General features: G+C 64.6%; 16 protein-coding genes, 2 tRNA genes and 1 pseudogene. 13 read left to right on the top strand and 6 right to left on the bottom strand.

The genetic code is table 11. From position 1 onward, the window contains the following. Nucleotides 1-34: 34 nt before the first annotated feature. From ACT17R_RS02220 to ACT17R_RS02180, 9 genes are all read left to right on the top strand, one after another. Complete coding sequence (locus ACT17R_RS02220) at nt 35-589, top strand: DUF3617 domain-containing protein (RefSeq protein ID WP_444808887.1); 555 nt, start codon at nt 35-37, stop codon at nt 587-589. Nucleotides 590-1,108: 519 nt separating this feature from the next. Beyond that, complete coding sequence (locus tag ACT17R_RS02215) at nt 1,109-2,869, top strand: tetratricopeptide repeat protein (RefSeq protein ID WP_444808886.1); 1,761 nt, start codon at nt 1,109-1,111, stop codon at nt 2,867-2,869. 222 nt (nt 2,870-3,091) lie between these two features. Continuing rightward, on the top strand, nt 3,092-3,328 hold the full coding sequence (locus ACT17R_RS02210) for an acyl carrier protein (RefSeq protein WP_003039428.1): 237 nt from the start codon (nt 3,092-3,094) through the stop codon (nt 3,326-3,328). A gap of 169 nt (nt 3,329-3,497) precedes the next feature. Then, complete coding sequence (gene fabF, locus ACT17R_RS02205; protein ID WP_003039414.1) at nt 3,498-4,757, top strand: beta-ketoacyl-ACP synthase II; 1,260 nt, start codon at nt 3,498-3,500, stop codon at nt 4,755-4,757. 63 nt (nt 4,758-4,820) lie between these two features. Beyond that, the gene (gene mltG / locus ACT17R_RS02200) at nt 4,821-5,753 is read left to right on the top strand and encodes an endolytic transglycosylase MltG (protein ID WP_062900329.1); all 933 of its coding nucleotides are present in this window, start codon (nt 4,821-4,823) and stop codon (nt 5,751-5,753) included. A 2-nt stretch (nt 5,754-5,755) separates the two neighbouring features. Continuing rightward, complete coding sequence (locus tag ACT17R_RS02195) at nt 5,756-6,517, top strand: alpha/beta fold hydrolase (protein ID WP_082819763.1); 762 nt, start codon at nt 5,756-5,758, stop codon at nt 6,515-6,517. 230 nt (nt 6,518-6,747) lie between these two features. Beyond that, nucleotides 6,748-7,233, top strand: a complete 486-nt coding sequence (locus tag ACT17R_RS02190) for a 2'-5' RNA ligase family protein (protein WP_444808885.1) — start codon at nt 6,748-6,750, stop codon at nt 7,231-7,233. A gap of 59 nt (nt 7,234-7,292) precedes the next feature. Continuing rightward, nucleotides 7,293-7,369: transfer RNA gene (locus ACT17R_RS02185), tRNA-Met, on the top strand. A gap of 158 nt (nt 7,370-7,527) precedes the next feature. Then, the gene (locus tag ACT17R_RS02180; protein ID WP_062902845.1) at nt 7,528-7,860 is read left to right on the top strand and encodes a DUF4102 domain-containing protein; all 333 of its coding nucleotides are present in this window, start codon (nt 7,528-7,530) and stop codon (nt 7,858-7,860) included. Between the two features lie 2 nt (nt 7,861-7,862). On the opposite strand, the gene ACT17R_RS02175 is transcribed toward ACT17R_RS02180, so the two are convergent. The 4 genes from ACT17R_RS02175 to ACT17R_RS02160 form a co-directional block, all read right to left on the bottom strand. Beyond that, nucleotides 7,863-9,764, bottom strand: a complete 1,902-nt coding sequence (locus tag ACT17R_RS02175) for an AsmA family protein (RefSeq protein ID WP_444808884.1) — start codon at nt 9,762-9,764, stop codon at nt 7,863-7,865. Between the two features lie 165 nt (nt 9,765-9,929). Further along, complete coding sequence (locus ACT17R_RS02170; RefSeq protein WP_444808883.1) at nt 9,930-11,744, bottom strand: DUF885 domain-containing protein; 1,815 nt, start codon at nt 11,742-11,744, stop codon at nt 9,930-9,932. Nucleotides 11,745-11,836: 92 nt separating this feature from the next. After that, nucleotides 11,837-13,078 (bottom strand): NAD(P)/FAD-dependent oxidoreductase, encoded by a 1,242-nt coding sequence (locus ACT17R_RS02165; protein ID WP_062902842.1) that lies wholly within the window; start codon nt 13,076-13,078, stop codon nt 11,837-11,839. 194 nt (nt 13,079-13,272) lie between these two features. Next, nucleotides 13,273-13,349, bottom strand: a tRNA-Pro gene (locus tag ACT17R_RS02160). 254 nt (nt 13,350-13,603) lie between these two features. Here ACT17R_RS02160 and yajC point away from each other — a divergent pair. Genes yajC through secF form a run of 3 tightly spaced genes read left to right on the top strand, consistent with a single transcriptional unit; the run spans nt 13,604 to nt 16,599 of the window. Continuing rightward, nucleotides 13,604-13,933 (top strand): preprotein translocase subunit YajC, encoded by a 330-nt coding sequence (gene yajC / locus ACT17R_RS02155; RefSeq protein WP_003050198.1) that lies wholly within the window; start codon nt 13,604-13,606, stop codon nt 13,931-13,933. A 49-nt stretch (nt 13,934-13,982) separates the two neighbouring features. Beyond that, complete coding sequence (gene secD, locus ACT17R_RS02150) at nt 13,983-15,596, top strand: protein translocase subunit SecD (protein ID WP_062902841.1); 1,614 nt, start codon at nt 13,983-13,985, stop codon at nt 15,594-15,596. A 16-nt stretch (nt 15,597-15,612) separates the two neighbouring features. Further along, nucleotides 15,613-16,599 (top strand): protein translocase subunit SecF, encoded by a 987-nt coding sequence (secF, locus tag ACT17R_RS02145; protein WP_062902840.1) that lies wholly within the window; start codon nt 15,613-15,615, stop codon nt 16,597-16,599. A 4-nt stretch (nt 16,600-16,603) separates the two neighbouring features. On the opposite strand, the gene ACT17R_RS02140 is transcribed toward secF, so the two are convergent. Further along, on the bottom strand, nt 16,604-17,770 hold the full coding sequence (locus tag ACT17R_RS02140; protein WP_062902839.1) for a glycosyltransferase: 1,167 nt from the start codon (nt 17,768-17,770) through the stop codon (nt 16,604-16,606). An 18-nt stretch (nt 17,771-17,788) separates the two neighbouring features. Beyond that, nucleotides 17,789-18,349: a helix-turn-helix domain-containing protein gene (locus ACT17R_RS02135; protein WP_062902838.1), complete on the bottom strand. Its 561-nt coding sequence runs from the start codon at nt 18,347-18,349 to the stop codon at nt 17,789-17,791. A gap of 155 nt (nt 18,350-18,504) precedes the next feature. On the opposite strand from ACT17R_RS02135, the pseudogene ACT17R_RS02130 reads away from it, so the two are divergent. Then, nucleotides 18,505-18,911 (top strand): annotated as a pseudogene (locus ACT17R_RS02130) (DUF6456 domain-containing protein). Nucleotides 18,912-18,949 lie beyond the last annotated feature (38 nt).

Genomic DNA, 18,949 nt, shown 5'->3' with positions numbered 1-18,949 from the left:
AGGATGCCGCGCATCGGCAACGGCGGGAGTCTGGATGATGTTCAAGCGCAATATTCTGTTGGCGACGGGCGCGCTGCTCGCGCTGTCCGCATGCGACAGCGGCAAGGGCGTGTCGGCCAAGAATGAATCGGTCGAATCGGTGCAGAACAAGGTCGCCGATGCGGTCGCTTCGGGCGAGTTCATGAAGCCCGGCCAATGGGCCGGCACGGTGAAGATCACCGATATGACGATGCCCGGAATGGAAAAACTGCCGCCGCAGATGCAGGAGCAGATGAAGGCGCGGCTGGCACAGGGACACAGTTTCGAAAACTGCCTGACCCCGGAAGACGCACGCGATCCGAAGGCGCGAATGGCGGAAAATTCGGGCGGCAAATGCACCTATGATCATTTCGAGATGGCGCATGGCGTGATCGACGCGAAGATGAGCTGCACCAGCGAAGCCGGTCCGCGCACGATGACGATGAAGGGCACCTACAGCGGCGACAGCTATGAGATGGAAATGGCGAGTACGGGGCAGGGCGAAGGGCCTGCGGGCATGTCGATGAAGATGCAAATGTCGGCCAAACGGACCGGCGCCTGCAAGGTCTGACGTGACGAGCGCAGACTTCGGCCGACGGCCCCATCCGGATCGCACTGGCGTGACGCTTGGGAGCGACCATTCTGCGGAATAGGGTAAGTGCGGACTTGCCGGGCGAGGTGCAGGTGGGGCTACAATCCCGCCCGGCGAAGTCACTTGTTCATGAGGCCTCGGGATATACCGGAGTGCGCCAGGGACCAGCTCGCGCGCTTCGATCCCGAAACCTCAATTGCCCGGCAGGCAAAGCCCGAACCGGGCCGTGACCGCGCAAGCGCGCATCACGACAATCGAACGATCTCATGGCGTCGGGGAAGATGACAGTAACATGGGGTCACGTTGCGGCATGTCGCCCCAAATTAGGATTTCCTTAATCTTTTCGTCCTGTTCTTTCACCCTTCCGAGAGGGGTTAAACCCGGTGAAATATGGCCAATCCGGGCTGTTACCGTTACATTGAAACAAATATGGCTGGCCGCATTCGTCGATTTGCGTATCTAGCGGACACACCCCGCCAGAGGGTATAAGAGGGTTGCATGGACCGCGCGAAAGCGAACAAGACACTCGAGGCCGGCGAAACCGACCAGTTCATCGCCGAGGAGTTCGAGAGGCTCCGCGAGTCCCAGTTGTTCCTGCGCTCGCCGGTCTTGTCGCGCCTGCTGCAATATCTGGTCGAACACCGGCTTCGCGGCGGCCGCAGCGCTCCCAAGGCCTATGCGATCGCGACCGAGGCGCTGGGGCGTAACGCCGATTTCGACCCTGCGGTCGACAGCTATCCACGCGTGATGGTGGGCCGCCTGCGCAATCTGCTCGACCGCTATTATGCCGAAACGCCGTGGGTCCATCGCCTGCGCGTCCCACAGGGCAGCTACGAGATCGTGGTGCAGCACCGCACCGCACCGCCGGCACGTAGCGCCGCTGTAACCCCCGGCGTCGGCGAAGATGCGGCGGCTGCGGAGGCGGGCGGCGCCGGTGTGACGTCAACGCGTCATCCCGGCGTTGGAGCGCCATCGTCGCGGGCGCGCTGGTGGACGGTGCTGGTCATCGTCGCGGTTGCCATGCTTGCGGGCGGTTGGTGGCTTGCCGGCAATTGGCAGCGGATGTTCGCGCCTTCGGCGGTGCCGCCGCCGCTGCTCGAGATTGCGCTTCCGCAATCGGGGAGCACTCCCGTTTCGCGCGCGCTGGCCCGCGCGCTCGATGCGCGGCTGCGCGACGGCTTGCGCCGTTTCGATCTCGTCGACCTGCGCAGCGCAGTGTCGGCGGGCAAGCCCGATACCGCGCAGCGCCCCGACTATCGCCTCGACGTTTCGATCGTCCGCACGCTCGCGGGGCCGGCCGATGTCACGCTGGTCCTCAACCGCGTTTCCGATCAGCGTACCATCTGGTCGCAGCAATTTCACCTGACCCAAGATCAGATGCCTGGATTCGAGGCGATCGATCCGGCGATTGCCCAGATTGCTGGCGATTATGGCGTGATCGTTCGCGATCAGTTGGCGCGGCAGCCGGAGAATTTTGCGCCCGGCTATCCGTGCCTGGCGCAGTTCAACCGGTTGCGACAACTGCGCGACAAGGACACCGCGAAGAAGGTCGATGCCTGCCTGCGCGCGACGATCTTTCGCGATCCGCGCAACGCCGCGGCGCTGTCCGCGCTGTCGCTCGTCCGCTTCGGGGATTGGCAGCCGCTGCGCGGCACACCGGCGGGCGACAAGGCCTATGCCGAAGCCGTCTCGCTCGCACAGCGGGCCTATGACACCGGCGCCGAAACCGCGGCGGCGACCTTCGCGATGGCGCGCGCACAATATTATGGCGGCAATTGCCGCGGCGGCGTTGGCATTGGCGATGCCGCGGTACGGCTCAACCCCTATGACGCCGACACGGCCGGATTCCAGGGCGTGTTCAAGATTGCCTGCGACCAGCCCCTAGAGGGCATTGCGCTGCTCGAACGGTCGCTGGCGCTCGACGCGTCGGCGCCAGGCGTCCCGGCGGTCACGCTCGCCTTCGTCTATTCTCAGCAGGGGCGGCAGGACGACGCGCTGGCTGTCCTCGATCATATGCCATCGACCAGCACCATGGAGCCGCAATATACGATGGTCCGGGCCATCGTTTTTGCGCGGCAGGGAAAGGTCGATGAAGCGCGCGGCCTGTGGCGGCATCTGCTCGATTACACGCGCCAGCCGCAGGATGCGCCACCCGAAAAGGTGCTGCGCCAGTTCATGATAAATCCCGAAGTGATCCGGCGTGCGTCGCAGGCGCTGCGGGAATCGGGGGTGGTGGCACCGCAGCCGGTCGCGCGATGAACGGTGCGCCTGGCGCTTGAAGGCCGCGGTGCCGTTTCCTATTTATGCGGTGGTTGCCCAGGGGACGAAAGGGGGAGGCGTCTGCACCCGCCGCGCGGCAGGAAAGGGCGGGTTGATGCGAGCTTCGGCGCCCACAACGCGCCAGCCCTCTTGCCAGCCCCGCCGACGGACACTAGGGCAAATCCCAACATTCACGAGACAGTCAGAAAAAAGGAACTGTGCATGAGCGATTCGGCCGAAAAGGTTAAAAAGATCGTCGTCGAACATCTGGGCGTCGAAGCCGACAAGGTCACCGAAGAAGCGAGCTTCATCGACGATCTGGGCGCCGACAGCCTCGACATCGTCGAACTGGTGATGGCGTTCGAAGAAGAATTCGGTGTCGAAATTCCCGATGACGCGGCGGAAAAGATCGCCACCGTCAAGGATGCGATCGACTACATCGAAGCGAACAAGGGCTAAAGCGGTCCGGTCCGGCACAGCCGGACGCGGCGGCGACGCTGCCCACGCGTTTCCGGCTTCCCGGTCCCGAGCGCTCGCGCGCAGTGGCCGGGAAGCTTTTTTTATGGGCATGCCCCGACAAGAATGATGCCGGGTTCCGCAAGGGCCGGAACCGACGAAAGGAAAGTCTATGCGCCGGGTTGTGGTGACGGGTTTGGGATTGGTGACGCCGCTGGGCGGAGACGTCGAAACCAGTTGGGCCAATCTGCTTGCCGGGAAGTCGGGCGCGGGAACGATCACCCGCTTCGACGCCTCCGACCAGAAATGCACGATCGCGTGCGAGGTCAAGCCGGCCGACCATGAATATGGCTTCGACGCCAACAAGCGCGTCGACCACAAGGTGCAGCGGCAGGTCGATCCCTTCATCATCTATGGCATCGACGCCGCCGGACAGGCGCTCGAAGACGCAGGGCTGACCGAGATGGACGATGAGACAAAGCTGCGCGCCGGCTGCTCGATCGGGTCGGGCATCGGCGGCCTGCCGGGAATCGAGAGCGAAAGCCTGCTGCTCGCCGAAAAGGGGCCGGGCCGTGTCAGCCCGCACTTCGTCCACGGCCGCCTCATCAACCTGATTTCGGGTCAGGTCAGCATCAAATACGGCCTGATGGGGCCGAACCATGCGGTCGTCACCGCCTGCTCGACCGGCGCCCATTCGATCGGCGACGCGGCGCGGATGATCAAGGATGGCGATGCCGACATCATGCTCGCCGGTGGATCGGAATCGACCATCTGTCCGATCGGCATTGCAGGCTTTGCGCAGGCGCGCGCGCTCAACATGAGCTACAACGACCGCCCCGAACAGGCGAGCCGCCCCTATGACAAGGATCGCGACGGCTTCGTCATGGGCGAAGGCGCCGGCGTCGTCGTGCTCGAGGAATATGAGCATGCCAAGGCGCGCGGCGCCAAGATCTACGCCGAAGTCGTCGGCTATGGCCTTTCGGGCGACGCCTATCATGTCACTGCGCCGCATCCCGAAGGTTTCGGCGCCTATCGGTCGATGGAAATGGCGCTTAAGAAGGCGGGAATGACGCCCGCCGACATCGATTATATCAACGCCCATGGCACGTCGACGATGGCCGACACGATCGAACTTGGCGCGGTGAAGCGCTTGTTCGGCGACGCGATCGGCGATGTCTCGATGAGCTCGACAAAATCGGCGATTGGCCATCTGCTCGGCGGTGCCGGCGCGGTCGAGACGATCTTCTGCATCCTCGCGATCCGCGACCAGATCGTGCCGCCGACGCTGAACCTCGACAATCCCGACGAGGGGACCGAGGGCGTCGACCTGGTGCCGCACAAGGCGAAGAAGCGCGCGGTGAAGGCCGCGCTCAACAACAGCTTCGGTTTCGGCGGCACCAATGCGAGCGTGATCGTCAAGGCACTCGATTAAATCTCTTTGTCGCGCCGGCCTGCTCTCCGGGCAGGCCGGCTGACGCATGAATGAGGTGGGGTTTTGGTGCGTACCCTTCTGACCATCTTTCTCGCGCTGCTGCTTGCGGCCTGCTCCGGCGGCGCGCCGCGCGATACCGTGGTCGTTATTCCGCCCGGTGCCAGCATCGCCAAGGCGGGCGAAATATTGGAAAAGGCAGGTGCAACCTCGGCCTCCGGCTTTCGCAACCGCGCGCGCCTCTTCGGTTCCGACGCTCCGATCAAGCCCGGCGAATATGAGGTGAAGAAGGGCATGGGCGCCGGCGCCATCCTGCGGATGATGCAGGAAGGCCGAACCGTCCAGCGTTTCGTGACCGTCCCCGAGGGCATGCCGTCGATCATGGTGTGGGAGCGGCTTATGGCCGAGCCGCGCCTGACGGGGACGGTCGCGGTGCCTGCCGAGGGCAGCGTGCTGCCAGACACCTATGCCTTCACCACCGGCGAGAGCCGTGCAGCCGTGGTTGCGCGGATGCAGGCGGCGATGACCAAGACCTTCGACGCGCTCTGGGCCAAGCGGAGCCCGCGCACCGCGGCAAAGGACCGCAACGAGGCGATCACGCTGGCGTCGATCGTCGAAAAGGAAACCGGGGTTGCGGCGGAGCGCCGCACGGTCGCCGGCGTCTATACCAATCGCCTCGCCATCGGGATGCGGCTGCAGGCCGATCCGACGATCATCTATCCGATCACCAAGGGCAAGCCGCTCGGTCGCCGCATCCTGCGCTCCGAAATCCAGGCGGTGAACGGTTATAATACCTACGCCATGGCCGGTCTTCCCAAGGGGCCGATCGCCAATCCCGGCAAGGCGTCGATCGCCGCAGTGCTTGACCCCGAGCCCAATGAGTATCTCTATTTCGTTGCGAAGGGCGACGGTGGCCACGTCTTTGCGCGCACCCTGTCCGAGCATAATGCCAATGTGCAGAAATGGTATGAACTGCGCCGCGACAGGGGGGAGATGTAGCGATGACCGGGGGAATGACTGCAAAGCTTTTCCTGCACGGCGTTCCCGACAGTCCGGCAATCTGGAGTCCGCTGCTGGATGCTCTGGCGCTGGGTGATACACCGGTTGCCGTTCCTGCGCTTCCCGGCTTCACCGGGCCGCTTCCCGCCGGTTTCGCTGCGACGAAGGAGGCCTATGCCGATTGGGCGACCGGCGAGGCCGCGGCGCTGGCGGCCCAGCATGGTCCCATCGATATCGTCGGTCACGACTGGGGGGCGCTGATTGCGCAGCGCGTCGCGATGCTGCGCCCCGACCTGATCCGGAGCTGGGCGGTTTCCAATGCGGTGATCGATCCCGACTATCGCGGTCACCGGGTCGCGCGCATCTGGAACACGCCGCTGCTGGGCGAAGCTTTCATGGCGATCAGTCGTCCCGGCGCGCTTGCCCGCGGACTGATCGATCAGGGCGTTCCAGCCGACATCGCGCAGGAAGAAGCGGCGCAGTGGGCGCTCAAGGACAAAAGGCGCGCGATACTGAAACTCTATCGGTCGGCGCATGGGCTCAGCTTCGCGCACGACTGGGCGCTCGACCTCGACCGCCTGCCGCGCGCGGGGATGCTCGTCTGGGGGGCGGGCGACCCCTATGTCGAGCTTTCGGTGGCACAGCGGTTCGCGGCGAATCGGGCGATGCCGCTGACGATCGTCGGGGATGCGGGACATTGGGCGATCGCCCAGCGGCCGCACGCGGTTGCGGCGGCGCTTCACGCTTTCTGGAACAGCCTGTAAGCGCACCCGAATTTTTCTGATCGTTTCGGGCGATCATTCTGAACCAATTAATCGATTGGATGCCGGGCGCGCTTGGGCGCAGAGGCTGCTGCAGCGAGAAAGGGCGTCCCATGGACGACAGCGAACTCCCCTCCCGAGCTCACCGTCCATCCCATCTCGCAAGCGGCGGCGCGGACACCCCCCCTCCCGCTCGCGTCGCTGACGCCGCGCCCATCGTCATCACTGGAACGATGGGCGCGGCCGATCAGCGCTACTTCGATGCGCTGCGCCGCGCGCATTTCCCGCCCGAACGCAATTACCTCTCGGCGCATATCACGCTTTTCCATCATCTGCCGCCGTCGCTGCTCGAGGCACTTGCGGCTCTGTTCCGCGCCATCGCCGCTGATACGCCGCCGCCGCGCGCCGTCGTGTCGGCCGTCTATTCTCTCGGGCGCGGGGTTGCGTTTCGGATCGACAGCCCGGACCTGATCGCGATCCGGGCGCGCATTGCCGATCGCTTTGCGGCACTGTTGACGCCGCAGGATCAGGCGACGCCGCGTCTGCATGTCACGGTGCAGAACAAGGTTTCTCCGGCCGAGGCGCGCGCCTTGCTTGCCGACCTCGCGCGCAACTTTCGTCCGCGGCCGGTCGAAATCACCGGAATCGCGGCCCATCACTACCGCGGAGGCCCGTGGGAGGCGGCATTCGCAAGGAATTTTCGCGGGCCGCGCGCATGATATTGACCGGACGCATGGTGCATCCTATAGGCGCCGCTCGCCCACGGGCGGTCTTTCGGGGCGGAGTAGCTCAGCAGGTTAGAGCAGCGGAATCATAATCCGCGTGTCGGGGGTTCGAGTCCCTCCTCCGCTACCAAGTCCGAATCATCTTCAAACCTAGCATTTCCGGCAGTTTTCTGCCATTCGTCGAAGTGCTGTCAATGGCGACACATCTTCGTCCAAAAGCGCGTTGCCTGGACAAATCACATCGGATTTGAACCTGCTTGGACACATCTTTTGCGAGAATTCTTACGAATGTTCCATGGCCTCGATTCCTTCGAGGTCATCATGGACAAACCCGTGAAACTGACTTCCGCTCATATCGAGCGGCTCAAGGGTGGCGCGCTAGCCGACCGGGAAGTCCCGAGCCTGTCTGTCGTTGTCGCTGCACATGAAAGAAAGCAGCGGCGCTTCAAGCGCCTTGGGGCCGGAACGAAGAAAACCGTCGAACTGATCTTGGGAGCTCACCCGGCATTTTCAATCGACGAAGCTCGAGAATGGGCCGCGTCGCTCAGCAGGGTCAAAATGGTCTGGCCCCTTCGCCGTCTTGGTACGCCGTTGGGTTGCGTTCCGAACCCGGGGTCCTGACCCTAGCGTAGCGCCTCGGCGGCAAGTGCGCGGCAGTTGACCGTTCCGGGCTTGGGAAGCGGCGCATCGCGCTGCGGGTCCTTATGCAGGCCGAGCGCCGCGCCGATCGACCGCGTCACAGCCCCGAATAGACCGCCGCCCGATTTCTTTCCCGGCGGCGCGAAATCGATGGTGGGCTGCGACAGCGTTCCCTCGACCTTCACCGGGTCGACGAGCTTGAGATCCGGCTTTTCGCTCCCCGCGCCATTCATGGCCAGCGCGATGCGCTCACCATCGAGGTTTATCTGGCCGCGCCCGCGCGCCCGGGCGATGGTGGTGTCGATGACCAGCGGGGCGGGCGTCAGCAGCCCGTCCTTGGCCGAGAAGGCGAGGATCGCGCACCGGATCGGTGTCATTGCCTCGTCGTCGCCTAGTTTCTGTCCGATCGCTCCGCCAAGATCCTGCGCCATCACATAAGCCGCAGCGCGGTTCATTGCGCCGCCACTGGCAACGAACGCGATCTTCCCGTTCCCCGAAGCGAAGGCCTGGCGGACGGTGTCGCCGCGTCCCGAAATCCGAACCAGCCCGCGCACGGGGCCGCGGATCATGTCGGGCTGACCGACAAAATCGTCGAAGCTGGCTCCGTCGATACGCAATTCGGTCGTCAGCAGGGGAATCTTGCCGCGGGAATCGACCTTTACCCGGCCGCTCATAGTGCCGCGCCCAAGCTGTGCGACGGCCTTGTCGAGCGTCAATATCCGATGGTCGAGCGACAGCTGGCCCTTGAGGCTTTTGAACACCGACCCGCCCTTCACGAGCAACTGATGGATCGTGATGCGGATGACACCGTCGGTCGGCCCCATTTTCGCAAGATTGATCCGCGTGTCGGGAAAGATGCGCGGGCCGATGCGCGCTTGCTGCGCGCGTGCTGCCGCAAGTCCGGCGTCGTCGGCCAGATCGTCGAAGTCCAGCCGGGGCGCATCGATGCTGGCGTCGATCCTGGTACGACCGCCGCGCTTCAGTATCTTCGCCGTGGCGGCAATCGTCGAACGACCGATGCGCCCGTCAAGCCTGTCGATAAACCAGTCGGTCCCGTCGCGGCGTACCGCGCCGTCAAGATCGATCGCCTGGGTGCCGAACAGCCCGGCCTCGATGATATAGTCGAGTTGCTTGAGACTGGTGCCATGCGCCGTCATCCGCATCGTCATATGCGCGGTGTCGAGGGGGGCGGCCATCGTGCCCGAGGCGCTTAGCCGGAGCAGGTCCGATGTCAACTCGGCAGAAAACGGCCAACGGCCCTTGGCGTCCTGCGCCCAGCTTGCCGCCGCGCCGAGCTTCGCGGCCGCGCCGTTGAATTGCCCGTCGGCGGCGATTGCGAGGCCCTTCGCATCCTTGGCTTCGATCGTTCCGGCGATATCAAGGCGGCGCTTGGCATCCTTGAGCGTAAAGCGGCCCTCATTTATCCGAACGGTGCCGATGGCAGGCGGCGGCGAACTGTCCGAACCGCCGGGCCGAGGGCCACCCCAATTGCTCCGTCCGTCGGCATCGCGCACCAGCGCCAGCGACAGCCCGTCGATATCGATCGAGCGCGGCGTGATCGTGCCGGTCAAAAGCTTCAGGATGGGCAAGCGGATGCGCAGGCGTCCTATCGTCGCCATGTCGCCGCGTCCCGCCCAGGCGGGCTGCCCGATGCGGACGCTGCGGGCTTCAATCTCGGGCGAGAAGGAGAAAACATCCCTTCTCTCCAGCGCCCCGATATGAACGGGCGCGCCGAATTTTTCGCTCAGGCGCGCCTCGGCCGTCCCGCGCAGCATTCCCACCGGAAAGGTCGCGAGCAGCAAAGCGGCGAGAAGAACCACTCCCGCGGCGACGACAAGGGCCACGCGCGCATTGCGCGACAGGTGCGGCAGGGCGGGGCGGTTCACGCGGTTCGCTCGCAAGCGCGAACGGTCGGGGAGGTTATCGAAAACATGCGTCTTCGATATGCGGGAGCGAGCGCAAGGTTCCTTGCGCGCCATTGATGGTCGTTCGCGGGCCCCGGCGCCGTTCCCCACGCGCCGCGGTGAGGCGAGGCGCGCGGGGAGGTGCGACTATTGCTTGTGCGCGGCGATGTAGCGCTCGACCTGTTCCTCCAGGATGTCGAGCGGCAGCGCGCCTTCGCTTAGAACGGCCTCGTGAAAGTCGCGAATGTCGAAACGCGGGCCGAGTTCGGTTTCGGCGCGTTTGCGAAGTTCGGCGATCTTGAGCTGGCCGACCATGTAGCTCGTCGCCTGGCCCGGCCAGTTGAAATAGCGATCGACTTCGCGCGCAATGTCGGTGTCCGATACCGAGCTGTTGGCCTTGAAATAGGCGATGGCCTGTTCGCGCGTCCAGCGCTTCGAATGGATGCCGGTGTCCAGAACCAGCCGGATCGCGCGCCACACCTGAAGCGACAACATGCCGAAGCGGTCATAAGGCGTCTTGTAAACGCCCATCTCGTCCGCAAGCCGCTCCGAATAGAGGCCCCAGCCTTCCATATAGGCGCCATAACCGCCGAATTTCCGGAATTTGGGTATGCCGGTCAGCTCTTGCTGGCGCGCGATCTGGAAATGATGGCCAGGTGCCCCTTCATGCGCGGCGATCCCGGCGACCTGCACCTTCTGCGTCTGGTTCATGTCGACAAGATTGACATAATAGATGCCAGGCCGCGTCCCGTCCGCCGACGGCGGGTTGTAGAAGGCGGTCGACGCCGTGCCCTCACGCCATTTCTCGACCGCCCGCACTTCGAGCGGCGCCTTGGGCAGAACGCGGAAATAGCGCGGTGCGGCCTCCATTACCGAAGCGATGACGGCGCGCGCATCGGCCAGATAGGTTTCGCGGCCCGCATCGGTATTCGGATATTTGAACTTGGGGTCGGTGCGGATGCTGTCGAAAAATTCGGCGAGCGTGCCCTTGAAGCCGACCTCGCGCATCACGGCTTCCATCTCTTTGTGGATAGCCGCGACTTGTGCGAGGCCAAGTGCGTGAATCTCGTCCGCGGTAAGATTTGTCGTCGTCGAGCTCTTGAGGCGGTCCGCATAATAGGCCGCGCCATCGGGAAGGTGCCAGGCACCGAAATTACCTGTCGATTTGGGTTCGATCTCGTCGATCGCGGCGATCAATGTCTCATAGCCATGCTTGAAGGGGCCGGTGAGGGCCGCGCTGGCATCCGCGAGCAGTTTTTCCTTCGTCGCCACCGGCGCATCGAGCGCGCTGACTTTTTTGCGGAAGTCGGCCATCAGCGTTGAATCGCCGCCGCCGTCGAACGGGGCACCGGCAAGGATTTTGAGTGCATCAGCGCGGGCGGGAGCGAAATTGACCTTGTTGGGGATGATCCCCGCCGCCGCCTGGTCGCGCATTCGCGCCGCGACTTCGCGCATGACGCGGTCGGTGTCGCGCAGTCGTGCGATATAGGCTTCGGCGTCTGCCACGCTGTCGATCTTGTGATTGTTGATCAGCAGAACGGGGATGTCGCCCGCGGGGCTGCCATTGGTCGACACGGGAAAACGCAGTTTGCGGAAGCGAAGCGATTCGCGGCCGCGCTCGACTTCATACTCGAACAGTCGATAGCTCACCCGCGCGCTTTCACCGAGCTGGTCGGGCTTGAAATGGGCGTGCATGGCTTTGAGCTGCGTTTCGGCCAGCGCCTGCTCCCGCAATGCCGCCGCATCGCTATAGTCATCGAGCCGGTCGTAGTTGGTTTTGAGGCCAAGCTGCGTTTGCGATTCCGGGCTGAGCGCCAGGCGCGCGTCGAAAGCCTGATCGAGAAATTGCAACAGCGCGGCATCCTGCGCTCGGGTCTGTGACGCGGTTTGGGCAAATGCCGGGGCGTTGACGGCGATCGGGACGACGGGCAGCAGCATCAGGGCAACGGCAAGGCGCATCATATTCTCCTGTTGAACGAAGGACCTTGTTGCCCAAGGTCCGAGGATGCGCAATTATATTTCCGTTGGCGGTGAAGCGGTGCAGGTGTTGGCGTTCAGAAAGATCGGTGAAAGCTGAACAGGTCGGCGTCGGGATCGCGATCGCCGCAGATGGTGCTGCGCAGGATTTGAGCCGCCATCATCGAAAAAGTGATTCCGTTGCCGCCATAGCCCATCGCCGCATAGCAATTGGGCATGCGCGGTATGCGTCCCACCGTCGGGATACCGAGCGGACTGTTGCCGAAGCTTCCGGCCCAGGCATAAGCGGGCGTGGGGTCGATAGCGGGAAGCAGCGCCCCGAGCTTGCGGGCGAGCGTTTTCGCCTTGTCCGCAATCTTCGCGTCGCGCGCCGTCGCATCGGAAATATCCTCGTCTTCCCCGCCGCAGATGACGCAGCCGTCAGGGGTTGTGCGAATGTAGAGATAGGGGTCGGACGCCTCCCATATCATGGCCGCGTCGCGCCAGATCCGCTGCGGTTGCGGACGCGTCGCGATCGACCAGGTCGACATAATGTAATTTCCCTTTTTCGAGATGCCTTTCAGCATCTCGTAGCCGGTTGCGAAGACGGCGTGCGCCGCGGTGATCGTGGCCCCGCCGTCGATCTGAAGCTGGACGCCGCTGTCGTCGCTATCCACGCCGATCACCTCGGCAGGCGCGTATAGGCGCATCCCGCGCTCCTGCGCGACCTGCAGATAGGCCGCGGCCAGGCGCCGCGGATCGGCCGAATAATTGCCGTACCCGACGATCGCATGGCGCCTGCTGATCCCGTAGCGTCGCTCGACCTCGGCAGGGCCGATATATTCGATCTCGAAACCCGCATTGCGCCGGGCATCTGCTTCGACGGCGAGCGCGGCCGGGTCGAGAATATTGCCGTCGAGATACAGCGTCGAGCGCGTGGCAGCGCCGACATCGAGACCAAGGCGTTCGGTTCGTTCGCGCAAGGCGTCGACCGCCAGCCGCGAGCGGCGCCAGATCCGCGTTGCGCGTTCCGTGCCGATCCGCCGGGCCATTTGCGAGAGCGGGAGGTCGATCTCATATTGCAGCATCGCGGTCGACGCGGCGGTCGATCCTGCGGCGGGGCCGCGACGATCCAAGACCACCACGCCGAGCCCGGCGTCGCTGAGCGTCTCCGCAATCAGCGCGCCCGATATGCCGGCGCCGACGACCGCCACGTCGCAGCGCAGCGATCGCGCAAGCTCTTTGATTGCGAGCGGGAGGCGACGGTGGCGGAGCCAGATCGGGCGCCCCGTTCGCAGATCGCGATGCCGGGTGACCGAAGTCTCGGACACGCGGGTCATCGCGCCATCGCCCTGAGCGGTTGGCGCTTGATGGGGAAGGCGACTGCCGAACGGAGGTTGACCAAGAGTCCGACGAGGCGAAGCGAGGGGTGCATAACCGTCGCATACTCGCGGCCGCGCGCGCTGGTTCCCGTGGGCGGAGCAATGGCGCGCAGATGCAGCGAGCGCTTTGCGATATGGTTTTGCAGTAAATTTGGTCGGGACGAGAGGATTCGAACCTCCGACCCCCACACCCCCAGTGTGATGCGCTACCAGGCTGCGCTACGTCCCGACCGGCCCTTTCGGGCAGGCGAGGCCCCTAGCGCGGCTTTGCTGGCGATGCAAGCGGTGATGGGCATTTGCCGGTGTTTCTTTCGGCGGGCTTGATCGCGCCGCCGTCGACCCCATCTGGCGGGGAGCTTGCCGTGGGGGAGGGGCGCAGCGACGGTTGCGCGGGACGCCCCTGCGTGATAGGCGCCGCGCTTATTTTTGCGCGGTCCTTCCATTGGGAAAGGCCGCGCCACGGTAACGGAAAGTCTTTCATTCATGTCGACCCAATTGCTTCTGACCCAGGCGGCCGGATCGGGGGGCGGGGCAGCCGGCTTCATCATGCTGGTGCCCTATCTTTTGATCTTCGTCGTATTCTGGTTCTTCCTCATCCGTCCGCAACAGGTGCGCATGAAGGAGCATCGCGCCAAGATCGCATCGGTGAAGCCGCGCGATCAGGTCGTCACCGGCGGCGGGATTGTCGGCAAGGTGACGCGCGTCGACGATGATTTCGCCGATGTCGAAATCGCCCAGGGCGTGAAGATCAAGATCGTGAAGTCGACGATCTCCGACGTCCTCCAGCCGGGCGCCAAGCCCGCCAACGACTGACGCGCCGGCGTCGGGGAACCGGCGCCGCTCAGACCATCGGAACCCCGTCATGCTCGATTTCCCGCGCTGGAAAGTCATTGGCATCAGCGTCATCCTGGCGCTTGGTGTCATCTTTTCCATTCCCAGCTTCCTTCCCCAAAAGCAGTTCGAAAGCCTGCCGTCCTTCGCGCAGATGAAGGTCAATCTGGGCCTCGACCTTGCAGGGGGCAGCCACTTGCTGCTCGAGGCCGATCTTGGCGATCTCCAGAAGACGCAGCTTGCCAATATGGAAAAGACCGTGCGCACCGCGATGCGCGGCGAGCGGGGACCCGATGACGATATCGCAATCGGCGAATTGTCGACCGCGGGCGGCAAGATCAGCTTTCTGGTCCGCGATCAGGCGCAGCTCGACGAAGCGCGCGAGCGGCTATTCCGCGAGACGCAGGGTGCGGGACTGACCGGCCAGCGCGACTGGACGATCGATGTCGTCGATACGACGCGCATCGTGATGACGCCGACCAAGGCGGGGCAGGCGCAGGCGATCAGCCGTGCGATGGATACCGCCCGCGACATTATCGACAAGCGCGTCAACGCGCTCGGCACGCGCGAGCCGACGATCATCCGTCAGGGCGACGACCGGATCGTCGTGCAGGTGCCGGGCCTTCAGGACCCGCAGCAATTGAAGGATCTGATCGGCAAGACCGCGCGGCTCGAATTCCGCATGGTCGATACCAATGCCGATCCCAACGAAGTCGCCGCGGGGCGCGTCCCGGTCGGCAGCGAGGTCGTTCCCTATTCGCCTGACGCCGGCAATGGCGTGCCGTTCGAAGTATTGCGCCGCCAGGTCATGATCAGCGGCGACCAGCTTATCGACGCCAAGCAGAGCTATGATCCGCAGAGCGGCCTGCCGGTCGTCACCATCCGCTTCGATTCGGGTGGGTCGGCGACCTTCGCCAAGGTGACGGCGCAGAATGTGGGCAAGCGCTTTGCCATGGTGCTCGACGGCCGGGTGCTGTCGGCGCCGTCGATCAACGAGCCGATCCTGGGCGGTAGCGCGCAGATTTCGGGCAATTTTACCGTCGCAAGCGCAAATGCGCTGGCGATTTCGCTGCGATCGGGCGCACTGCCCGTCAAGATGGCCGTCGTCGAAGAGCGGACGGTGACGCCCGAACTCGGCGCCGATTCGATCCGCAAGGGCGCGATCGCCGGGATCATCGCGACGGTCGCGGTGCTGGCGTTCATGATCGTCGTCTATGGCCGCTTCGGCATCTACGCGAACGTCGCGCTCTTCTTTAACATCTTCCTGATCGTCGCGATCATGGCCGCCTTCAACGCGACGCTGACGTTGCCCGGTATCGCGGGTTTCGTACTCACGATCGGCGCCGCGGTCGATGCCAACGTGCTGATCAACGAACGTATCCGCGAAGAATTGAAACGCGGGCGACGCGTTTTTCAGGCGGTCGAGCTGGGCTACAAGGAGGCCAGTCGCGCGATTTTCGACGCCAATATCACCAACGTCATTGCCGCCGCGCTGATGTTCTGGTTCGGCACCGGGCCGATCAAGGGCTTCGCGGTTGTGCTGACCATCGGCATCGTGACCAGCGTCTTCACCGCAGTTACCGTGACCCGCATGTTCGCCGCGCACTGGGTGCACAAGACGCGTCCGGCGTCGCTGAATATTTGATAGAGGGACCGATCCCATGCGTCTGCTGAAACTCGTCCCCGAAGACACCAACATCCATTTCCTCAAGTGGCGCAACATCGCCATGGGGATCAGCTTCCTGATGATCGTCGCATCGATCGCGCTTGTCGCGGTGCGCGGGCTGAACCTCGGCGTCGATTTCGTCGGCGGCCAGTCGGTGCGCGTCGAATTTTCGGGCACCATGCCCGAAATCGACGAGATCCGCGAAAAAGTTAACGACATCGGCCTCGGCGAAGCGACGATCCAGCAATTCGGGTCCGATCAGGCGGTGGCGATCCGTACCGCGCTGCCCGAAGGCGACAAGGCGGCCGCCGACCGGGCCGGCAAGCAGCTTGTTGACGGAATTCACAAGGCCTTCCCGACCGCCAAGACCGGATCGGTCGAAACGGTGTCGGGCAAGGTTTCGGGCGAGCTGCTGCGTACCGGCGTGCTCAGTCTCGCGCTCGCGATGATCGCGATTTCGATCTATATCTGGATCCGCTTCGAATGGCAGTTCGGGGTGGGCGCGCTGTTCGCGCTGTTCCACGACGTCATGCTGACCTTCGGTTTCTTCGCGCTGACGCAGATGCAGTTCGACCTCAACATCGTGGCCGCGCTGCTGACGATCATCGGCTATTCGCTCAACGATACGATCGTGGTCTATGACCGCATCCGCGAAAATCTGAAGAAATATCGCAAGATGGAGATCATCCCGCTGCTCGACCTCAGCATCAACGAGACGCTGGCGCGCACGGTGATGACGAGCTTCACGATGCTGATCGCGCTCGCGGTGCTGCTGTGGGTCGGGCCGGACGTGATCTTCGGCTTTACCGCTGCAATGCTGCTCGGCATTTTCGTCGGCACCTATTCGTCGATCTACATGTCGGCGCCGATTCTGGTGTGGCTGAAGGTCGGTCCCGACAGTTTCGTCCCGCGGACCAGCGCCGCGACGCAGGGCGCCGAACGCGTGACCAGCAAAGAGGACGACGACGGCGCGGTCGTCTGATCGCTCAGCGGCCCGCGCAGCGACGGAGATGCTCCGCGAGCTCGCGGCCGTTGCGGTCCCATTCGAAGCGGCCGGCAAGGCTCGCCGCGACCGCATCCGGCGCGGCGGGCGCCGCCAATAGCGTTCGCACCGCATCGGCGATCGCCGCTGGTGTGCGCTCGACGATTTGCCCTGCCGCTGGCGAGGTCACGAGTTCGGCCGCGCCGCCGGCATCGCTGATGACGATCGGGGTGCCGCAGGCGAGCGCCTCGACCCACGCATTGGCGAGCCCCTCGCTGACCGACGGCATCACCACGGCATCGACCGCGCGATAGAGCTGCGGCAAGTCGGCGTTGGCGACGGGCCCCATCAGGTGAACCCGGTCGGCGACGCCGAGCCGCTGCGCCAGTGCGCGATATCGCGCGTCCTCCTCGCCCGCACCCGCCAGCCAGTAATGGACACCCGGCAGGGCAGGCAGCGCTTCGATGACGAGCGCCTGGCCCTTGCGGGGGATCAGCGCGCCGACGGTCGCGATGGCGGGCGCGTCCCCCATGCCGAGCGCCGCCCGGGCGGCAGGGCGGTCGCCGGGGTGAAAGCGCATGGTGTCGATGCCGGTATAGTGGACCATCGTCTTGCCCGCATCGATGCCGATCGCCGCCATGTCACCGCGCATCGCCTCCGACACGGCAAGCAATCCTCCGGCGCGCTCGGCGGCGGCGAGCAGTTGCGGGCGGGTCGCCGGATCGTGGCCGAAATGGCTGATGTCGGCGCCGCGTGCCTTTACCGAAAAGGGAATGCCGAGGGCGTCCGCGATATTCATTGCGGCGGGACCGTCGGGATAGAAGAATTGGGCATCGACGACGTCGAAGCTGCCTTGCTGCGCAATCGGCAGCACGGCGTGCGCGATCGCCGCCGGATTGCGCGCTGCGCCGAATTTCGGAATCAGCGTGAAGCGCGGCCGATGGACGGTGAGGCCCCGCCACGCCTCGCGCTGCGGCAATCGGCGCAGCGCCCGATATCGTGGATGAAGCGAAAGCGGGAAGGGCGGAAGGCCGATGGGGGCGACGATGGTCAGCATGACGCCCGGCTGCGCGGCGAGCGCAAGCAGGCTCTTTTCGACGAAAAGGCCGAAATTGGGGCGCGCCGCATCTGGAAAGAGCGTGGCGACCGACAGAATGCGGAGGGGCTTCATGTCCGCCTCATCGCGCCATCAAAGCGTCCGGATGAGGCGGACCGCGACCGCGGCCCATGGCGGGTTGCTCACCACCTGCTGGCGCTGACCGGCTCCAAGCGGCAGCAGGTGCAGCTTTTCGCGATCGACGTTGAGCAGCCGCGCAAAGATGAAACGACCCGCGGGGCGCGGCACGAGCAGGTCGCGGTTGAGCGCGCTGGTCCAGTCGCCCTCGACCTTGCGGCACCATATCTCGTCGCCCGCGCGATAGTCGCCGATCGATGAGGTGACGCGCATCGCGATCATGTCCTCGGTCGGACGCGCGGTCAGCGCCTGTTCGACGCGCGTCGGCGCGTGGGCGCCATCGGCGCCGAGCAGCGCGGTAATCGCAAGCTGGGTATCCTGCGGCAGCTGGACGAGATCGGCAGCATCGACGCCGAGCGCCTTGGCGATGCGGTTCATCCAGCCGAGCGACAGGGTGCGCGTTCCCGTTTCGAGGCGCCCGATCGTCTGGGCGGTCGTCGGCGGGTCGCAGCGCTGCGCAACCTCTTCGAGCGTGAGTCCCTTGGCGCGGCGCACGGCGCGGATGCTGTTGATCAAGACGAACCTCCGATAACCAAATCGGTTTTTTCTTTCCTGCAAAATATTCCAATGTCAAGCCGGCACTCCCAGCAGGAGAATCGCATGACGACGCGCCATTTCGTAACCCTCTGCATCCCGATCGGGTTGATCCCGGCAAGGCGGGGCCGCAGGTGATGCGGCATGTCACCGTCAGTGTCGCGGAAAGTCCGCTGACATGGCTCGCGGCGCGCGGGATGGTCTCGGACGCGCAGTATCGCGCCCGCGAGCGGCTGCGGACCGATTATGAGCGGGCAGGGCTGGCGGGACGGGTGACGATGCGCTGGTACGCCGCGCCGCCGTCGAAAAGCCGCGGAGGTGCCCGGGCCACCGATGCCTCGCTGCCGCGCATCGACGCGCATCGGCGCTTCCACGCCGCGGTGGAGCATGTCGGTCGGGGTTGGCCGACATCTGCTGGGGCGTGATTTGTGCGGGCGAGGGGATCGGCGGCGCCGAAAAGGCGCTGGGGTGGCCGTCGCGATCGGGGAAGCTGGTTTTGACGCTGGCGCTCGACCGGCTGGCGCGCTTCTATGGAACCGGCTGAGCGGGGCGGCGCAACTTCTCGCTGGACCCTCGCGCACC

The sequence above is a fragment of the Sphingopyxis sp. Q841 genome (assembly GCF_052384365.1).
Lineage (GTDB): Bacteria > Pseudomonadota > Alphaproteobacteria > Sphingomonadales > Sphingomonadaceae > Sphingopyxis > Sphingopyxis terrae_A.
This window is presented reverse-complemented; position numbering and strand designations above follow the sequence as displayed.

Bases quoted from the DNA above. Each gene is read 5' to 3' on its own strand.
- ACT17R_RS02220 (WP_444808887.1), top strand. From the start codon at position 35: ATGATGTTCAAGCGCAATATTCTGTTGGCGACGGGCGCGCTGCTCGCG.
- ACT17R_RS02215 (WP_444808886.1), top strand. From the start codon at position 1,109: ATGGACCGCGCGAAAGCGAACAAGACACTCGAGGCCGGCGAAACCGAC.
- ACT17R_RS02210 (WP_003039428.1), top strand. From the start codon at position 3,092: ATGAGCGATTCGGCCGAAAAGGTTAAAAAGATCGTCGTCGAACATCTG.
- fabF (WP_003039414.1), top strand. From the start codon at position 3,498: ATGCGCCGGGTTGTGGTGACGGGTTTGGGATTGGTGACGCCGCTGGGC.
- ACT17R_RS02195 (WP_082819763.1), top strand. From the start codon at position 5,756: ATGACCGGGGGAATGACTGCAAAGCTTTTCCTGCACGGCGTTCCCGAC.
- ACT17R_RS02190 (WP_444808885.1), top strand. From the start codon at position 6,748: ATGGGCGCGGCCGATCAGCGCTACTTCGATGCGCTGCGCCGCGCGCAT.
- ACT17R_RS02180 (WP_062902845.1), top strand. From the start codon at position 7,528: ATGTTCCATGGCCTCGATTCCTTCGAGGTCATCATGGACAAACCCGTG.
- ACT17R_RS02170 (WP_444808883.1), bottom strand. From the start codon at position 11,744: ATGATGCGCCTTGCCGTTGCCCTGATGCTGCTGCCCGTCGTCCCGATC.
- ACT17R_RS02165 (WP_062902842.1), bottom strand. From the start codon at position 13,078: ATGACCCGCGTGTCCGAGACTTCGGTCACCCGGCATCGCGATCTGCGA.
- yajC (WP_003050198.1), top strand. From the start codon at position 13,604: ATGTCGACCCAATTGCTTCTGACCCAGGCGGCCGGATCGGGGGGCGGG.
- secD (WP_062902841.1), top strand. From the start codon at position 13,983: ATGCTCGATTTCCCGCGCTGGAAAGTCATTGGCATCAGCGTCATCCTG.
- secF (WP_062902840.1), top strand. From the start codon at position 15,613: ATGCGTCTGCTGAAACTCGTCCCCGAAGACACCAACATCCATTTCCTC.
- ACT17R_RS02140 (WP_062902839.1), bottom strand. From the start codon at position 17,770: ATGAAGCCCCTCCGCATTCTGTCGGTCGCCACGCTCTTTCCAGATGCG.